The sequence below is a fragment of the Oceanobacillus indicireducens genome (assembly GCF_014647195.1).
GTDB classification, from domain to species: Bacteria; Bacillota; Bacilli; order Bacillales; family Amphibacillaceae; genus Oceanobacillus; species Oceanobacillus indicireducens.
In genome coordinates this window covers 202244-217567 of sequence record NZ_BMOS01000003.1, presented here as the reverse complement: position 1 = coordinate 217567, position 15324 = coordinate 202244, and the positions used below count along the sequence as shown (strand labels likewise).

At 41.0% G+C, this 15324-nt stretch carries 15 protein-coding genes and 1 pseudogene; 7 read left to right on the top strand and 9 right to left on the bottom strand.

The window, feature by feature from the left end:
- Positions 1–72: 72 nt before the first annotated feature.
- The 7 genes and pseudogenes from IEX94_RS03725 to IEX94_RS03695 all read left to right on the top strand — a co-directional run.
- Entirely contained in the window at positions 73–816 is a 744-nt protein-coding gene (locus IEX94_RS03725) for an LLM class flavin-dependent oxidoreductase (protein WP_188856074.1), read from the top strand.
- A gap of 142 nt (positions 817–958) precedes the next feature.
- Positions 959–1504 carry an NADPH-dependent FMN reductase gene (gene ssuE / locus IEX94_RS03720; RefSeq protein ID WP_188856073.1) on the top strand — a complete coding sequence of 182 codons (546 nt, stop codon included), beginning with the start codon at positions 959–961 and terminating at the stop codon, positions 1502–1504.
- Between the two features lie 283 nt (positions 1505–1787).
- Complete coding sequence (locus IEX94_RS03715) at positions 1788–2021, top strand: TM2 domain-containing protein (protein WP_188856072.1); 234 nt, start codon at positions 1788–1790, stop codon at positions 2019–2021.
- 33 nt (positions 2022–2054) lie between these two features.
- A complete protein-coding gene (rraA, locus tag IEX94_RS03710; RefSeq protein ID WP_188856071.1) occupies positions 2055–2537 on the top strand; it encodes a ribonuclease E activity regulator RraA in 483 nt (160 codons plus the stop codon).
- Positions 2538–2800: 263 nt separating this feature from the next.
- The gene (gene fdhA, locus IEX94_RS03705) at positions 2801–4048 is read left to right on the top strand and encodes a formaldehyde dehydrogenase, glutathione-independent (RefSeq protein WP_156857544.1); all 1248 of its coding nucleotides are present in this window, start codon (positions 2801–2803) and stop codon (positions 4046–4048) included.
- 449 nt (positions 4049–4497) lie between these two features.
- Entirely contained in the window at positions 4498–5286 is a 789-nt protein-coding gene (locus IEX94_RS03700; protein WP_194461788.1) for a formate/nitrite transporter family protein, read from the top strand.
- Positions 5279–6571, top strand: a pseudogene (locus IEX94_RS03695) (TRAP transporter permease); the annotation flags it as partial. The gene IEX94_RS03700 and the pseudogene IEX94_RS03695, both read left to right, overlap by 8 nt.
- A 61-nt stretch (positions 6572–6632) precedes the next feature.
- Here the strand turns inward: IEX94_RS03695 and IEX94_RS03690 are convergent.
- From IEX94_RS03690 to IEX94_RS03650, 9 genes are all read right to left on the bottom strand, one after another.
- The gene (locus IEX94_RS03690) at positions 6633–7094 is read right to left on the bottom strand and encodes an SRPBCC family protein (RefSeq protein WP_188856069.1); all 462 of its coding nucleotides are present in this window, start codon (positions 7092–7094) and stop codon (positions 6633–6635) included.
- 139 nt (positions 7095–7233) lie between these two features.
- Positions 7234–7425, bottom strand: a complete 192-nt coding sequence (locus tag IEX94_RS03685; RefSeq protein ID WP_229782546.1) for a superinfection immunity protein — start codon at positions 7423–7425, stop codon at positions 7234–7236.
- Between the two features lie 379 nt (positions 7426–7804).
- Positions 7805–8923 (bottom strand): alanine dehydrogenase, encoded by a 1119-nt coding sequence (gene ald / locus IEX94_RS03680; RefSeq protein ID WP_156857550.1) that lies wholly within the window; start codon positions 8921–8923, stop codon positions 7805–7807.
- Positions 8924–8979: 56 nt separating this feature from the next.
- The gene (locus IEX94_RS03675) at positions 8980–10380 is read right to left on the bottom strand and encodes an alanine/glycine:cation symporter family protein (protein ID WP_188856091.1); all 1401 of its coding nucleotides are present in this window, start codon (positions 10378–10380) and stop codon (positions 8980–8982) included.
- 308 nt (positions 10381–10688) lie between these two features.
- Positions 10689–11132: a hypothetical protein gene (locus tag IEX94_RS03670; protein ID WP_188856067.1), complete on the bottom strand. Its 444-nt coding sequence runs from the start codon at positions 11130–11132 to the stop codon at positions 10689–10691.
- 16 nt (positions 11133–11148) lie between these two features.
- Positions 11149–12681: an ABC transporter substrate-binding protein gene (locus IEX94_RS03665; protein WP_188856066.1), complete on the bottom strand. Its 1533-nt coding sequence runs from the start codon at positions 12679–12681 to the stop codon at positions 11149–11151.
- Between the two features lie 34 nt (positions 12682–12715).
- Complete coding sequence (locus IEX94_RS03660) at positions 12716–13507, bottom strand: ATP-binding cassette domain-containing protein (protein ID WP_188856065.1); 792 nt, start codon at positions 13505–13507, stop codon at positions 12716–12718.
- Positions 13497–14423 carry an ABC transporter ATP-binding protein gene (locus tag IEX94_RS03655; protein ID WP_156857554.1) on the bottom strand — a complete coding sequence of 309 codons (927 nt, stop codon included), beginning with the start codon at positions 14421–14423 and terminating at the stop codon, positions 13497–13499. Before IEX94_RS03655 ends, IEX94_RS03660 begins: the two co-directional genes overlap by 11 nt.
- A complete protein-coding gene (locus tag IEX94_RS03650; protein ID WP_188856064.1) occupies positions 14416–15309 on the bottom strand; it encodes an ABC transporter permease in 894 nt (297 codons plus the stop codon). Before IEX94_RS03650 ends, IEX94_RS03655 begins: the two co-directional genes overlap by 8 nt.
- Between the last annotated feature and the right edge of the window lie 15 nt (positions 15310–15324).

The following is a 15324-nucleotide window of genomic DNA, read 5'->3' as shown; positions in this document are numbered from 1 at the left end:
AAGCAACGATAAGTCGAGAAGCCCCCACTTCAAGCGACCCATAAGGATGGTAAGTGGTGGGAGCAGTTCACAGTGCATGGTCCGTTAAATATTGAACGTTCAAAGCAAGGGCAGCCGGTGATTTTCCAGGCAGGAGCTTCAAAAACAGGAATTGCTTTTGCAGCGAAACATGGGGAAGCCATTTTCACGAATAAAGCAACATTGGAAAGTGCGCAAGAATATTATCGCGATTTAAAGAATCAGGCAGTTAGAAATGGGCGAAAACGTGAGGACGTTGTTATATTACCATCACTGTCTCCCATCATTGGTGCAACGGAAGAAGAAGCTAAAGCGAAATACGAGGAAATAAAAAACTTAATCAGCATTGAGGAAGCATTAAATTACCTCGGACGCTACTTTGATCATTTTGATTTTAGCCAGTTTCCGCTTGATGAAGCCTTCCCAGATATTGGTGATGTAGGGAAAAATAGTTTCCAATCAACGACAGATCAGATTAAAGAGATGGCGCAGAACGAAAACTTAACATTAAGAGAAGTTGCATTACGTGTAGCAACTCCGAAAAATGAATTTTTCGGTACGTATGAACAAGTAGCTGATAAAATGATGGAGTGGGTAGATAACGAAGCTGCCGATGGTTTCGTCATCAATCTATATGTAATGGGTAAGCAATATGATGATTTTCTCCAGTTTGTCGTCCCGATTTTAGAAGAAAAGGGATATTTCAACCGCAACTATGAAAGTGATACATTACGAGGAAATTTAGGATTGCCTTTTATCGAAAATCGTTATAACAACAAAAATAAAGTATCATCATAAAATGAAACATCATTCAGTGGAAGTTTCGACGCACAGGTTACGAAAGTAGGAATTGAACATTTAGAAAAAAGCGTTAGCGGAGTGGATGAACAAAATTAGTTTGATAATAGGTCATGTTTAAAATCGGGAAAGGGGGATAATGATGGGGCAAATTGTAATTGTTTCAGGCAGTCCGTCCGCTTTATCACGGTTAGAACGCATCCTTTACTATTTAGGTGACCTTGCGGAGACGGAAGGATATACTGTTAAGCATATTTCAGTAAAAGATATGGATGCAGACGATTTGCTTTTTGCAAATTTCACTAGCCCTAAACTGAAGGAAATTACCAAGACATTAGAAACAGCGAATGGGGTAATTGTCGGTTCCCCTGTATATAAGGCTTCCTATTCTGGCGTACTCAAGGCATTATTCGATATTTTGCCACAAGATATTTTACAAAATAAATATGTGCTCCCTGTCATGACAGGTGGCAGTTCCTCTCATTTATTAGCGCTAGAATATGCATTGAAACCGCTACTGGCAACGATGAAAGCGCAGAATTTAAAAGGGCTTTATTTCCAGGACAGCGACATTGATAAAACAACTGATAACGTTATTGTAGATGAGGATATGTTGAACCGGACAAAGAAACAACTTCACTATTTTATTGAAAAAATTAAAGGTGATGTAGGCGTGAAAGCCTATTAATTATAGAAGGGATACTCTTTTTTAAAGGGTATCTCTTTTTAATTCTATCAAGTCTTTCAAGGCGTGACAGGACGCTATCCGTCGCTTATAATGAAGTTTAAGAATATTGCTACCTTTTTAGGGAACAAGAAATTATCAAGAGCTTCAATTAAAATGCTTAATGTTAAACGAAAAAAAGGTGAATCGATTCAACTGGGTGTTTGAGGAAATGTGCGAGTGGGATAATAGATAATATAGTTGTGTTATTATTTCATGATTAGGTAGTCAAACAGGAGGGCGCATCATGTATCAAAAAAGTATTGCACTAGCATATATCCTCTGGCTCATCTTTGGTCAGTTTGGTATCCACCGTTTTTATATGGGAAGAATTGGAACTGGAATTATGCAATTACTGCTAGGAGTAACTGGTTGGGCAACGAAATGGATCTTAATCGGTTACATTCCGCTCGGCATTCTTTGGTTATGGATGTTGGTCGACATCTTTCTAATTCCAGGAATGTGCAGAAATCCGCGCTAGTTAAGAAGAGATCAGTAAAAGGGGGAAACGATAATGGATAATATTAAAACAGCAGACATATGTGATGACCATGCAAGCGAGGTCCAAGTTTGTAAGTTGGATTTTCGTTCTTTCGGGAAGCGGCGACGTTTTGCGGGAAAAATTGAAACGGTTCACGTTTACGAGGATAATGTTTTGGTTGAGGAGGTTCTTGAATCGGTGCCTATAGGTTCTGTCATTGTCGTAAATGGCGGTGGGTCAAGAAACTGTGCACTCATGGGTGACCGATTGGCAGGGATTGCTGTCTCTCGTGGACTTGCGGGGATAATCATAAATGGTTGTGTTCGTGATTCAGCGGATCTTGCTACAATGGATGTTGGGATTTTAGCGCTCGGAACGAATCCACTAAAGAGTAAAAAGAATGGAATTGGTAAGCGGGACGTAAGTTTCACTTTTGGTGGTGTGAACTGGAAACCGGGGAGTTTCGTCTATGCAGATGAAGATGGTGTGATTGTTTCTGAGAAAGAAATCGAATAAGTAATGAAGACTTTTCATCAAGCTAGAACTGTAGGAATAAATTGCAGTTCTAGTTTTTGTTTGACATTTTTAACTAGAAATCGACTTATACTTGGTATAATTCTCAAAATTAAAATCGTAACAGACATTATTGTGTCGTGGTTTGTAAATTCATGTAAATCAAAATTATTTGAATTGTTGTTAAACCATGATATAATCGGATTTAGAGAGCAACGCCTACATGATGGACACCCTTTTTAAATTATTTTTAAGGAGTGATTCGTTTGTCAAACAAAGCAGTAGTGTATTCCAAACCAGGAGAGGTTGAAGTGAAGGATATTGGCTATCCAGATCTTGTTCTTCGCGATGGACCAGGAGTTAACCCGCTGAACGTCGGAAGGAAATGTAATCACGGGGTAATATTAAAAGTGATTGCAACAAATATTTGCGGAAGTGACCAGCATATGGTTCGCGGAAGAACAACTGCTCCAAGTGGTTTGGTATTGGGGCACGAGATTACGGGAGAAGTAATAGAAGTCGGCAGTGACGTAGAGTTCATTGAAAAAGGTGACATTGTTTCTGTCCCGTTCAACATCGCTTGTGGGCGTTGTGTCAATTGTCGCCAGCAAGACACACATATTTGTCTAAATGTAAATCCAGATCGTCCAGGTTCTGCATATGGTTATGTAGATATGGGAGGCTGGGTCGGTGGTCAGTCCGAATATGTGATGGTTCCGTATGCTGATTTCCAGTTGTTAAAATTCCCTGATAGAGACCAGGCGCTGGATAAGATTCTTGATTTAACGATGCTTTCGGATATTTTCCCGACTGGATATCACGGTGCTTATAGTGCAGGAGTTAAGATGGGATCGACGGTATATGTAGCAGGAGCCGGCCCGGTTGGACTTGCGGCTGCTCACTCTGCACAATTGCTTGGTGCATCGGTTGTCATTGTAGGGGACTTAAATGAAGAACGGTTGGCTCAGGCGAGAAGCTTTGGCTGTGAAACGGTAAACTTGAGAGAGCATGATGATCTTGGTGAGCAAATCGAGCAAATCTTAGGTGTACCGGAAGTGGATTGTGCAGTAGATGCGGTAGGTTTTGAGGCGAGCGGACATGGAAGAGATGCCGGGGAAGCACCAGCGACGGTACTGAACTCGATTATGGATATAACGCGAGCGGGAGGACGTCTCGGTATTCCTGGATTATATGTTACGGGGGACCCGGGTGCAGTTGACGCGGAGGCAAAAGAGGGAACCCTTAAAATCCGGTTTGGATTAGGTTTTGCAAAAGCACACCATTTTGTTACGGGACAAACGCCTGTAATGAAATATAACCGTAATTTAATGCAGGCGATTTTAAGTGATCGTGCACAAATTGCAAAAGTGGTGAACGCTACGGTTATATCTATTGGTGACTCACCAGATGGATATAAAAAGTTTGACGGCGGGGCAGCAAGAAAATATGTCATTGACCCACATGGAACGGTTCGAAAACACTTGAGTCTTGATACTGCTGAAGTGATTAATTAAATTTCGGCTACGATATGAATTTTGCTGGATGATTTCACGTATGAGTAAAAGTCAATAGATGGATAGAGAGCCCACATTCTAACGTAAGTTCCGAGTGTTATATTAGAATGTGGGTATTTTGTCTGGAATCGATGTAAATGGAGAAAGTGAGGGAAGTGGGCTAGGTGAAATGTTATTCATAAATCTATTTTAGCCGGAACTGATAGCTGAGCTGCAATCGGTTCTGGCTTTTTAATCACGTATTAACGGTCTGTAATACCCCACTGAATGAAATTTCACTTTATGTTGCCATGATAAGATTTAGATTAGAGCCTATCATCCAAGTCGATAACTATATGTACACAAAACTGTCAGACTCAATCTCCCGAAAATAGATTATAATGGACGTAACACTTAAGTAATGTGAAAAAGTGAACAAATGATTATTATAATGAAAAGGGTAGATGGATATGGACTATGTGAAACCACCTCAAGTAATTGAGTCTGTTGCAGTGGCTGGAAAGAATAAAGCACAATTGCCAATTAGTCACATTTTGATTAAAGCGATGCTAGCTGGTGTATTATTAGGATATGCGACAACATTGGCATTTACTGGTGCAACTCAAACAGGGCTAGATATTGTTGGGGCGCTTATTTTTCCAACTGGATTTGTTATAACTCTATTATTGAATCTTGAACTTGTAACGGGATCTTTTGTTGCGATGCCGATCGCACGATTTCGCAATAATATAACCGTGCCCATTATTGCTCGTAACTTCACATGGGCTTTTATTGGAAACTTGGCTGGTAGTGTTATCTATGCGGTATTATACACAATCTATATTACACATTTTGGAAATATTGAGGACTCAATCATAATACAAAAATTAATTTCTGTAGCAGAAAGTAAAACATTAGATTATAAGGCATACGGCTGGGATGGAATGGTTGTTGTATTTGTAAAGGCGATGCTATGCAACTTTATGGTTACGTTAGGAGTCCTGATGAATGCTACATCCACCTCCACAATCGGAAAGATTACTGCCATGTGGATACCAATTTTCATTTTCTTCGCTCAAGGGTTTGAGCACGCTGTCGTGAATATGTTTGTAATACCTGCAGCCATGATGGTCGGAGCGGATATCAGTATGGCGGACTGGTGGATATGGAATCAAATACCTGTGACGATTGGGAACTTTGTTAGTGGGTTTTTATTTGTTGGTCTAGCTTTTCATATTGTGACGAAAGAGACCCGCTAAGGTAGCTGTTATCTCAAGTGCCTTTATGGGATCAATTAACGGATCCGCAGTCGGTAACGTCGTTAGTACCGGAGCCTTTACGATTCCGTTAATGAAAAAGATCGGTTATGATAAAAACTTTTCTGGAGCAGTTGAGGCAAGTTCCTCTATTGGTGGACAGATATTGCCACCGGTTATGGGGGCGAGTGCCTTTATTATGGCGGAAACAACTGGGATATCGTATGGAACGATTGCCCTCGCAGCATTGATCCCAGCACTATTATTTTTCCTGAGTAGTATTATGCAAGTTCATTACCGGGCAGGACGAGCAAACTTGAGAGGGTTACCGAAAGCAGATCTGCCCGAGTTGAAAAAAGTGCTGAAAAATGGATGGCATTTGCTCATTCCGCTTATATGTTTAATTGCAATGCTGTTCTACGGATTTCCAGTTTCATTTTCAGCCTTTTATACAATTGTAATTACCGTGATTGTATCTTGGTTTAGGAAACATACGAGAATGTCGATTAAAGATATTTTCGAAGCGCTGGAAACGGGAACGAGACAATCCCTATCAACAATTATTGCTTGTGGAGTTGTCGGTGTCGTAATTGGTGTTGTTAACTTAACAAGTTTTGGAGCGACATTGACGTCTGCTATTACTAGCCTTGGTGCAGGTTCACTCATGCTTACGTTAATTCTGACAATGCTTGCTTCCATTGTACTAGGGATGGGCCTCCCTTCCATTCCGGCATATATTATTACCGCGACAATGGCTGCTCCTGCACTTGCGGAATTTGGTATTCCGGTTCTAATCGCTCACCTGTTTGTATTTTATTTTGGTATTTTTGCAAACATTACTCCACCTGTAGCACTCGCTTCCTTTGCCGGGGCAGGACTTGCAGGAGGAGATCCGATGCGAACCGGATTTATCTCCCTCAGACTATCGATAGCAGGATTCATCGTTCCGTTCATTTTTGTTTACGAACCCGCAATGCTTTTGATTAATCCAACTGGATTACCGGTCAATGCAACGGAATTTCCATTTGCCGCAGTAATGGATATCCTAATTGTCACAATCAGTTCGGCCATAGCTGTCATTGCAATTAGTGCGGCGGTCGAAGGGTATATTAAAACACATTTAGGTGTCATCACTCGAATCATTCTCGGGGTCGGTTCCTTGCTTTTGATTGTTCCCGAGCTTGTAACTGATATTATTGGTTATGTAATTATATTTGTGATTTATGCTTGGAATTATATAAAAGGAAGAAAAGGACCTGAAGTGGCGCTTGAAACGAGGTCTGGTTGAATGGATTGCTTCATTAAAAATCCCAAGTTCATTATAAAATGGCCTTGGGATTTTTTGGGGCTTAGTTGTTTTCAAAATAGGTTGCGATTGCCCGTTTCCGGTATTCAAATATGTCTTCCAACATCTTTCGGATAAATATTCGATGTGCTATGTTCCCAAAGATAGAGAACGGCATCGCGTAGTCTACTGTATCACGCATCTCTGTACCATCCGTTTTCTGGATCAAGCGGTGCTCGTGCTGCCAATAGCGAAACGGCCCGGAGCGTTGAATATCGATGAACATGCTGCCTTCTTCAATACGGGTAATCTCCGTCTGCCAGTTCATGCGAAGACCTAAGAAAGGTCTGATTTGATAACGGAAAGTCATCCCTTCTTTCAGTTTTTGTGGAAGGGGATGGACTGGTTTAAATGATAAATCACTTGAGGTAATGTTCTCTAATTGAGAAGGGTTGGACAGGAAATCCCACGCTTTTTGTTGGGGAACGGGGAGGTGCTGTGTTGTGGTCAGTGTGTATATTTTCAATTAAAATCCTCCTGTTGCTTTGAATCGTGTCATATTTTAATAAAAAGGAAAAAGCATGAATCACTTTTCATGCTTTTATTCCCGGTTCTTTTATAAAAGTATTCGTATTAGTGCAGTAAAATATTAGCATCTTTTCAGGTTAAACTTTTTTAACAGCCCAAACTAGTGATATGACCCATCCAACCAAGGACCAGCCTAAAAATAGGTTCAATACAAAGATAGATAGGAAGTTTGGTTGATTATTTATCTTAGCTATGATGGTTGGTAAAAAGTAAACTCCTAGAGCAATGACGCCCATTAAGAAAATGAAAAACAGCATGAAAAGCTCCATTATCATCCCTCCCTTTTATACTGATATGATATATCCAGAATGCCATAATTTCTTTACAATCTGGATAGTATTATCTATGTTTTTGCGGAAAAATGAAAAAATTTGTCTGATTTGAATGATACTATTTATTATTATCCATATCAATGTGGATTGTGAGAAAGTTTACACTTCAAACTTCACTAAAAATTATAATCATAGTATGCATGACTCGAATATTTGGTGTGGGAGATAGTCGGAGAAAAGGTTAATTCGTTATACACTAGTATACTTTCTAAAAAAAATAAAAAGACCCTTTCCAAGCTAGGAACAGGTGCCGCCCCCAAAAGTTAGAGTTATAATCTAACTTTTGGAGTAATCACCTGAAAGGTCTTTTCAATCATTATTTATTCAATAATCCAATCGCATCTTCAAATGGCAAGTCGAATGTTTCTGCTACCGCTTGATAGGTTACTTTACCATCTAAAGTGTTCAAACCTTTAAGTAATGAAGGATTATCGAGTAGCGCTTTTTTATATCCTTTATTCGCAATTTGAATCGCATAAGGAACTGTAACGTTTGATAGTGCAATTGTTGCTGTTCTTGGTACGGCACCTGGGATGTTTGCTACGGTGTAATGGATAACCCCATGTTTTGTATAAACAGGATCAGCATGTGTTGTCGCATGGTCACTTGTTTCGAAGTTTCCACCTTGGTCAATTGCAACGTCTACAATGACAGAACCATCTTCCATTTGTTTAATCATATCTTCTGATACAAGCACAGGAGCTTTTGCACCTGGGATGAGCACGGAGCCAACAACAATATCAGAATCAATTACTTCCTGTTCAATGTTTACATCATTGGAAATAAGCACGTTAGCATTATTGCCAAATATTTCGTGGAGCTCGCGCAGACGAGTTGGGTTCAAGTCAAGAATGGAAACTTCTGCACCAAGTCCTACAGCAATTTTCGCAGCATTTGTACCTACTACACCACCGCCGATGACCGTAACTTTCCCGCGTTTAACACCTGGAACCCCAGCAAGTACAACACCTTTTCCGCCTTGTGTTTTTTCTAAATAATGAGCACCAAGTTGCGTTGCCATTGTACCAGCCACTTCACTCATCGGTGTTAATAATGGTAGTGAGTTATCTGGAAGTTGTACGGTTTCATAAGCTAAAGCAACAACTTTTTTATCGACGAGTTCCCTTGTTAATTCTGGCTCATTTGCTAAGTGTAAGTATGTGAAAAGAATTAGTCCTTCACGGAAGTAGGCATACTCTTCAGGAAGTGGTTCTTTTACCTTCATAACCATATCTTGAGCCCATGCTTCCTCAGCAGAAGATACAATGGTGGCGCCAGCTTTTTCATAATCTTCATCTTTAAAACTTGACCCAAGTCCTGCAGCTGTTTCGATAAATACTTCATGTCCGGCTCTCTTCAAATTAATAACTCCTGTTGGTGTCATGGCAACTCTGTTCTCATTATTTTTAATTTCTTTAGGTATACCGATTCTCATTTTGAATCCCTCTTTCTATTTGTTTTTTATTTTCTATATTACACCTAAAATTAGTGCTATGCATTTTTTTGCAATTGCTCTTTTTCAATTGGATTGGCGAAATAGTTTTCTGTTTGTTGTTTAACTACTTTATACAATAATAATAGACCGATTAAGTTCGGAATAATCATAAGTGCGTTTGCCATATCGGCAAATGCCCAGACCAATTTAAGGTCGGCTACTGAACCAATATATGTAGCTGCTAGAAAAAGAACACCATAGATGCCGACGTATTTTACGCCGAATAAGTATTCAAAGCTTTTTGATCCATAGACATACCAGGCGATAATCGTTGAAAATCCAAAGAAAACAACAGAAATGGAAACGATGTATTCACCGATAACGCCTAGAACAGCTCCAAATGCAGCACTAGTCAAAGCGCCGCCATCAAGATTCGCATTATGCTCGACTCCTGACAATAATCCGCCAGATGGATCCCAGAAACCGGTAATAACGAGTACGAGCCCTGTCATCGAACAAACGATAATCGTAACGATGAATGTACCTGTCATGGCAACAAGGCCTTGTTTGGCTGGATGGCTCGTCTTGGCATTTCCTGCAATCATCGCTACGGTACCCATACCAGCCTCGTTGGAGAATATTCCTTTCGAGACCCCATGCTGGATTGCCTGCGTGACGACAAATCCGGTGAATCCACCAGCCGCCGAAACAGGTGTAAACGCATGGTGGAAAATTAGCCCAAATGCAGGTATGATTTGATCAAAATTCAAGATTAAAATTAACATAGAGCCCGCAATGTATAAAATAGCTAAGACAGGGACGAACACTCCAGCAACATTACTGATTCGTTTTATTCCGCCAAATATAATGAGACCGGTAAGTATAACAAGTAAAACTCCGGTAACCCAGCCCGTTACATGGAAACTATTATCCATTACGTCAGCAATTGTATTTGACTGAACGGCATTACCGGTTCCTAATGCTGCGATTCCCGCAAAAAATGCGAACCCGATGGCTAGTGGCTTCCACTTTTTCCCTAGCCCGCGCTCAATATAGTACATTGGCCCACTGGAATATTCGCCATTTGGATTTTTGACACGGTAGATTTGCGCAAGAACAGCTTCAGCATACTTGGTCGACATTCCAATCAGTCCAACAACCCACATCCAGAAGAGCGCCCCAGGCCCTCCAAGCGTAATGGCTGTTGCAATTCCGGCGATATTCCCATTACCAATCATCCCGGCGAGCGATGTCATCAGAGCTTTGAAGTTACTTACATCCCCTTCAGCTTCTGAATCCTCTTTATCAGGCGTAAATGCTAGTTTGAAAGCATACCATAATTTGGTGAACTGCAGTCCCTTTAACGCAAATGTTAAAAAGAGCCCTGTCCCAACTAGCAGGATCATACTAGGCGCACCCCAGAGGAATGCGTTAATTTTATTTAATACCTCTAACAAAATATTCAACCCCTTCCCCCTGTATTACAATAGATGATGTTAGCACTATGTTTATTTGTGGTGAAAATAGCTATATTATGAAATAGCGCTTACAAATCATGTATTTAAAGATTCTACTAGATTGGATTCTAGTAGAAAAGGACATTACCCTGTAATTGTACAGTTAAAATTATTTAGCGTCAACTACTAGATTTTTTTCGTTAAGTAACTTGGGGGCTTGTTGTTTTTTGGTGAATTGGTGGGACAGAGGGTCAGACCCTCTGTCCCAGTTGTAAAGGCGGAACAAGCGCCCTGACCCTCTGTCCCGGTTAGGAAGGGGAGTGGGTTTGGTGTTTGATGTTAAATGTTACTTCGTTATTGGTTGTTTTCTTATTTGTAATGTTCCAATTTGGAGAGAGCATCGTTGCAAAATCGGTAAATTCATCTTGTTTCAGTTTAATTCCATGAAATTGATGATCCTCTAACGAATAATCTTTCCCTGACTCCAGATCAAATTTGATATTTAATAGCCGTTCGATTCCGTAAACGGAAATAAATTTAATCGTGTAGCCAGACTGAATTGCTTGTTCCACTCGCTCGGGATTATCTTTCGCTTCCTTAATAAAGGCTAGATAGTCGAATGAATCATCGACCTGCAAGATCGCATCCAGATCCTCTGTTTTTATTGCGTGAATCAAGTCGGCTTTTTCCATTCCGGATGCAAGTAATGTTTCAATCATGTATGCTTCCATTAATGTGACGGATACTGTCATCGTATTTTCCTCCCCCTTATTCATTTAACGTAATTTCATCAATTACATACAACTCATCAAGTCTCGGTGTATAGTTAAGCCGGTCGCTCACACCGTAACGGCCTTCCAATTGGAATAAGTAAACGGCTCCTCTGTCTTCTGCTAATATTTGCTGAACTTGTTGGTACTGTTCTGCCCGTTTCTCTTCATTCATGTTATAGGCTGCAGCTTCAAGTAATTCGTCAACTTCTTCGTTCGCATAGCTTGTGACATTTTCTTCTCTAAATAGATCGAGTACACTGCCGTCAAACATGTCATTTCCCCAACCGACGAAGACACCTTCTGCTAAATCTTCATCGAATAAGCGTTTAGCAAATTGACTTTGTTCGAGTAGTTCCAGATTTGCTGTGATTCCAACATCCTGGAGCATTCCACCAACGACTTCGGCCATCTCTGTATAATAATTGTTAACTGAAATATCTACTGTAATTCCATCTTCGTATCCAGCTTCTGCGAGTAACTCTTTTGCCCGGTCTGGATCGTACTCATACGTATCATAAAGGGACTCATCGGCTCCGAAGTTCCCTGGAGTAACATGGGTCCTTGTCGGTGTTGCTGCACCTAATAAAATTTCATCGATAATGACTTGGTTATCAATGGCAAGATCGATTGCTTCTCGAACCCGTGGATCAGCAGTTGGTGCATCATCTTCTGTTGACAGCCATAGCTGGATGACACGCTGGATTGGTTCTAGACTGACATGGGTTCCCTTATTGTCGTTTATTCGGTCGATATCAGCCGTTGGAATATTAAAGGCAACATCGACTTTATCCGTTAATAGTTCAGCAACCCGGGTCGAGTCTTCTGGTACAACGGTAAATTGAACGCTTTCCCAATTCGGTTCACCCTCGAAGTAATTTGCAAATTTCGTTAGCTCTACATAACTATCTCGATTCCATTTGGAAAATTTATAAGCACCTGTACCGATCGGATTTTTGAAAAATTCTTCTGATCCTACTTCTTCAAAATAGGCAGCCGGGAAAATACTCGCAGCAACCGTTGATAATCTGCTTAATAACTGCGGATCCGGTTCTTCGGTAATAATCTGTACAGTATAATCATCGATAACCGTTACTTCTTCTATTTTGTTAAAAACGGAATACTGCTGTAACGTATCATCGTTCGCCACTCGTTCCAATGAGAATTTCACGTCTTTTGCTGTAAGGTCGTCTCCGTTATGGAACGTTACGCCTTCTTCTAATGTAAACTCCCAAGTCGTATCATTGACTTGCTCCCAAGCAGTTGCAAGCTCTGGAACGATTTCACCAGCAGCATCTCTTTTTACAAGTTTACTATATATATTTACCAGTACTGCTGAAGTTGTGATGACATTATTGTTTTGTGGATCCAGTGTCGTAATATCAGCAGGATTGGCAAATGTAAGTAATTCATAACCATCGCCTGAGTCCTTATCACTTGTTTCACTTTCCTGATCGGGATCGGAAAAGCCACAAGCAGAAAGTAAAAGTGTGATAGCGATCGTCATACTGAGCCATTTCAGTTTTTTCATGAAGTAATTCCTCCTATAATTCGTAACAGCTGATTCATCCATCTTCCCTTAATCGCGGGTGGGAGGGAGGAACTGCAGCTAGTAGTGATTTCGTATAATCATGTTGCGGATTCTCAAAAATTTCGTCACGGGTGCCGGTTTCGACGATTTCCCCTTTATACATAATGGCAATCCGATCACTTATTAATCGGACAGCAGGTAAACCGTGCGCAATAAAAATATAAGCTATTCCGTATGTCTTCTGTAGCGAAGATAATAAATGTAAAATTTGCGCCTGTAGCGATACATCAAGAGCGGATACGGCTTCATCACAGACGATTAAATCTGGCTTTAACGCAATCGCCCTGGCAATACTGAGACGTTGTCGTTGTCCGCCACTGAATTGATGCGGATAACGATTAAGATGTTCTTTATCAAGTCCTACTTCTTGTAAAAGTTTTAAAGCTTGTTCATACCGTTCCCTTTTTGGCATTTTTTCATGAATAAAGAAGGGCTCGGTAACGATATCTTTCGCTTTCATCCGGGGATTTAGCGAACCGTAGGGATCTTGGAAAATAATTTGGAGCTTTCTCTTTGCCGCATTGGTTAAACTTGTTATATTTTTTCCGTGAAAAAGGATTTCTCCTTCTGTCGGTTTTTCAAGCTGCATAATCATTTTAGCGATGGTTGATTTACCTGAGCCAGATTCACCGACAATTCCAAGCGTTTCCCCGCGCTCTACATGAAAATTCACCCCATCGACCGCTTTTAAGATGGGGCCATCTTTTTGATCGGAAAAGTGTTTTCTTAATCCCTTTACTTCGAGTAAATGTTCCTCAGCCTTCATCGTCAGCACCTGCCTTTTTACGTACAAAATGGGTGTCACTTATTGTTTGAAAGGGGCCATCCTCTAGTCTCTCAAGTTGTGCAGGATCATCCATAAGTGAATCAATCGTATCAGTATCCGTTTCAAGTGTAGGCATTGCTTTCAATAAGCGGATCGTATAAGGATGTTGCGGATTGTCAAACAGTTCAAAGACAGTTGCTTCTTCTACAATCTTCCCTTGGCGCATGACGAGAACCCGATCGGCAATATCGGCGACGACACTTAAATCATGGGTGATAAAAACAACCCCCATCTCATTTTTGCGGTTTAAGTTCTTGATTAATGATAAAATCTGTTTTTGAATAGTAACATCTAGGGCAGTTGTTGGTTCGTCCGCAATGAGAAGTTGCGGCTCATTAGCGATAGCAATCGCAATCATGACCCGCTGCCGCATTCCCCCGGATAATTGATGGGGGAATCGATTTGCAACAGCTTCTGCATTGTTTATTTCCACTTGGCGCAATAAATCAATGCTCTTTTCCTGAATTGCTTTTTTCGATATATCCGGATGATGGATTTTTAACGCTTCGGCAATTTGTGTCTTGATTCGGAGCATCGGGTTAAGAGATGACATTGGTTCTTGGAAAATCATCGTCATGTCTTTCCCGTTAATTTTGCGCCGTTCGTTTTTTGGTAAGGCGAGCAAGTTTCTTCCCTGAAAATGGATGGCACCACTTGCAACTTCGCCCTCGCTTTTAAGCAATCCCATTATGGCGAGGGATGTCATGCTTTTCCCACTGCCGCTTTCACCAACAATGGCGACGACTTCTCCTTGATTGACATGAAAAGATACGTCATGAACGACGGTTATTTTGTCCTTATCTCTTGCAGGAAACTGTATAACGAGATTGTTAACAGATAGGAGCGGTTCACTCATTTCCTTCCCCTCCTTGTTTTAATCTTGGGTCGAGCACATCGCGGAACCAATCACCGACGAAGGTAATTGCCAAAACGGTGATCGTAATCGCAAGTCCAGGAAATGTCGCAATCCACCAACTCGTAGCAATATAATTCCGGCCATCATTTAACATTCCGCCCCACGTAATATCGGGTGGCTGCACACCAAGGCCCAAAAAGCTCAAGGAAGACTCCGTTAAAATAGCAGATGCAATCCCGATTGTTGCCACAACAATAAACGATGACACGACATTTGGTAAAATATGCCGCCTAATCAGATACGTGTGAGGCGCTCCAAGCGTATATGCTAATTGGACAAATTCTCGCTGTTTCACACTTAATACTTCGCCACGGACGAGTCTCGTATATTGCGGCCAGCTTGTCAGTCCAATGACAACGATAAGCGTGATGAGTCCTGGTTCAAAAACGACGATGGCAACAAGAACGAGCAGTAATGTTGGAATAGCCAGAATCGCATCAACTACACGCATTAACACATGATCAACCCAAGTTCCGCCGAGGTATCCAGCTAAAAGACCAAGAAGAAGTCCAATAACTCCTGAAATGATTACAGAAAATAATCCTACGAGAAGGGATACACGGCCACCATAGATAAGCCTGCTTAATATATCTCTCCCAACATGGTCTGTACCAAGAAGATAAGTGGTCGATCCGCCATCTACCCAAAAGGGAGGGATGAGGCGCTTTGTTGCATCAATGGCAAACGGGTCATGCGGTACAATCCACGGAGCAAAAATTGCCAAAAGGACAATAATGGTAACGGTAATCGATCCAATGAGTCCTAGAGGTGAAGTAAAGTTGCGTATTTTTGTGAATGTCTTTGTTATTGGGCTGTTTTTACTCATTACACCTCACTCCAA

Coding starts and splice junctions, on each gene's coding strand:
- IEX94_RS03670 (WP_188856067.1), bottom strand. CDS start 11,132: ATGACAGTATCCGTCACATTAATGGAAGCATACATGATTGAAACATTA.
- IEX94_RS03685 (WP_229782546.1), bottom strand. CDS start 7,425: ATGGAGCTTTTCATGCTGTTTTTCATTTTCTTAATGGGCGTCATTGCT.
- IEX94_RS03650 (WP_188856064.1), bottom strand. CDS start 15,309: ATGAGTAAAAACAGCCCAATAACAAAGACATTCACAAAAATACGCAAC.
- ssuE (WP_188856073.1), top strand. CDS start 959: ATGGGGCAAATTGTAATTGTTTCAGGCAGTCCGTCCGCTTTATCACGG.
- IEX94_RS03700 (WP_194461788.1), top strand. CDS start 4,498: ATGGACTATGTGAAACCACCTCAAGTAATTGAGTCTGTTGCAGTGGCT.
- rraA (WP_188856071.1), top strand. CDS start 2,055: ATGGATAATATTAAAACAGCAGACATATGTGATGACCATGCAAGCGAG.
- IEX94_RS03715 (WP_188856072.1), top strand. CDS start 1,788: ATGTATCAAAAAAGTATTGCACTAGCATATATCCTCTGGCTCATCTTT.
- IEX94_RS03660 (WP_188856065.1), bottom strand. CDS start 13,507: ATGAAGGCTGAGGAACATTTACTCGAAGTAAAGGGATTAAGAAAACAC.
- IEX94_RS03655 (WP_156857554.1), bottom strand. CDS start 14,423: ATGAGTGAACCGCTCCTATCTGTTAACAATCTCGTTATACAGTTTCCT.
- ald (WP_156857550.1), bottom strand. CDS start 8,923: ATGAGAATCGGTATACCTAAAGAAATTAAAAATAATGAGAACAGAGTT.
- IEX94_RS03665 (WP_188856066.1), bottom strand. CDS start 12,681: ATGAAAAAACTGAAATGGCTCAGTATGACGATCGCTATCACACTTTTA.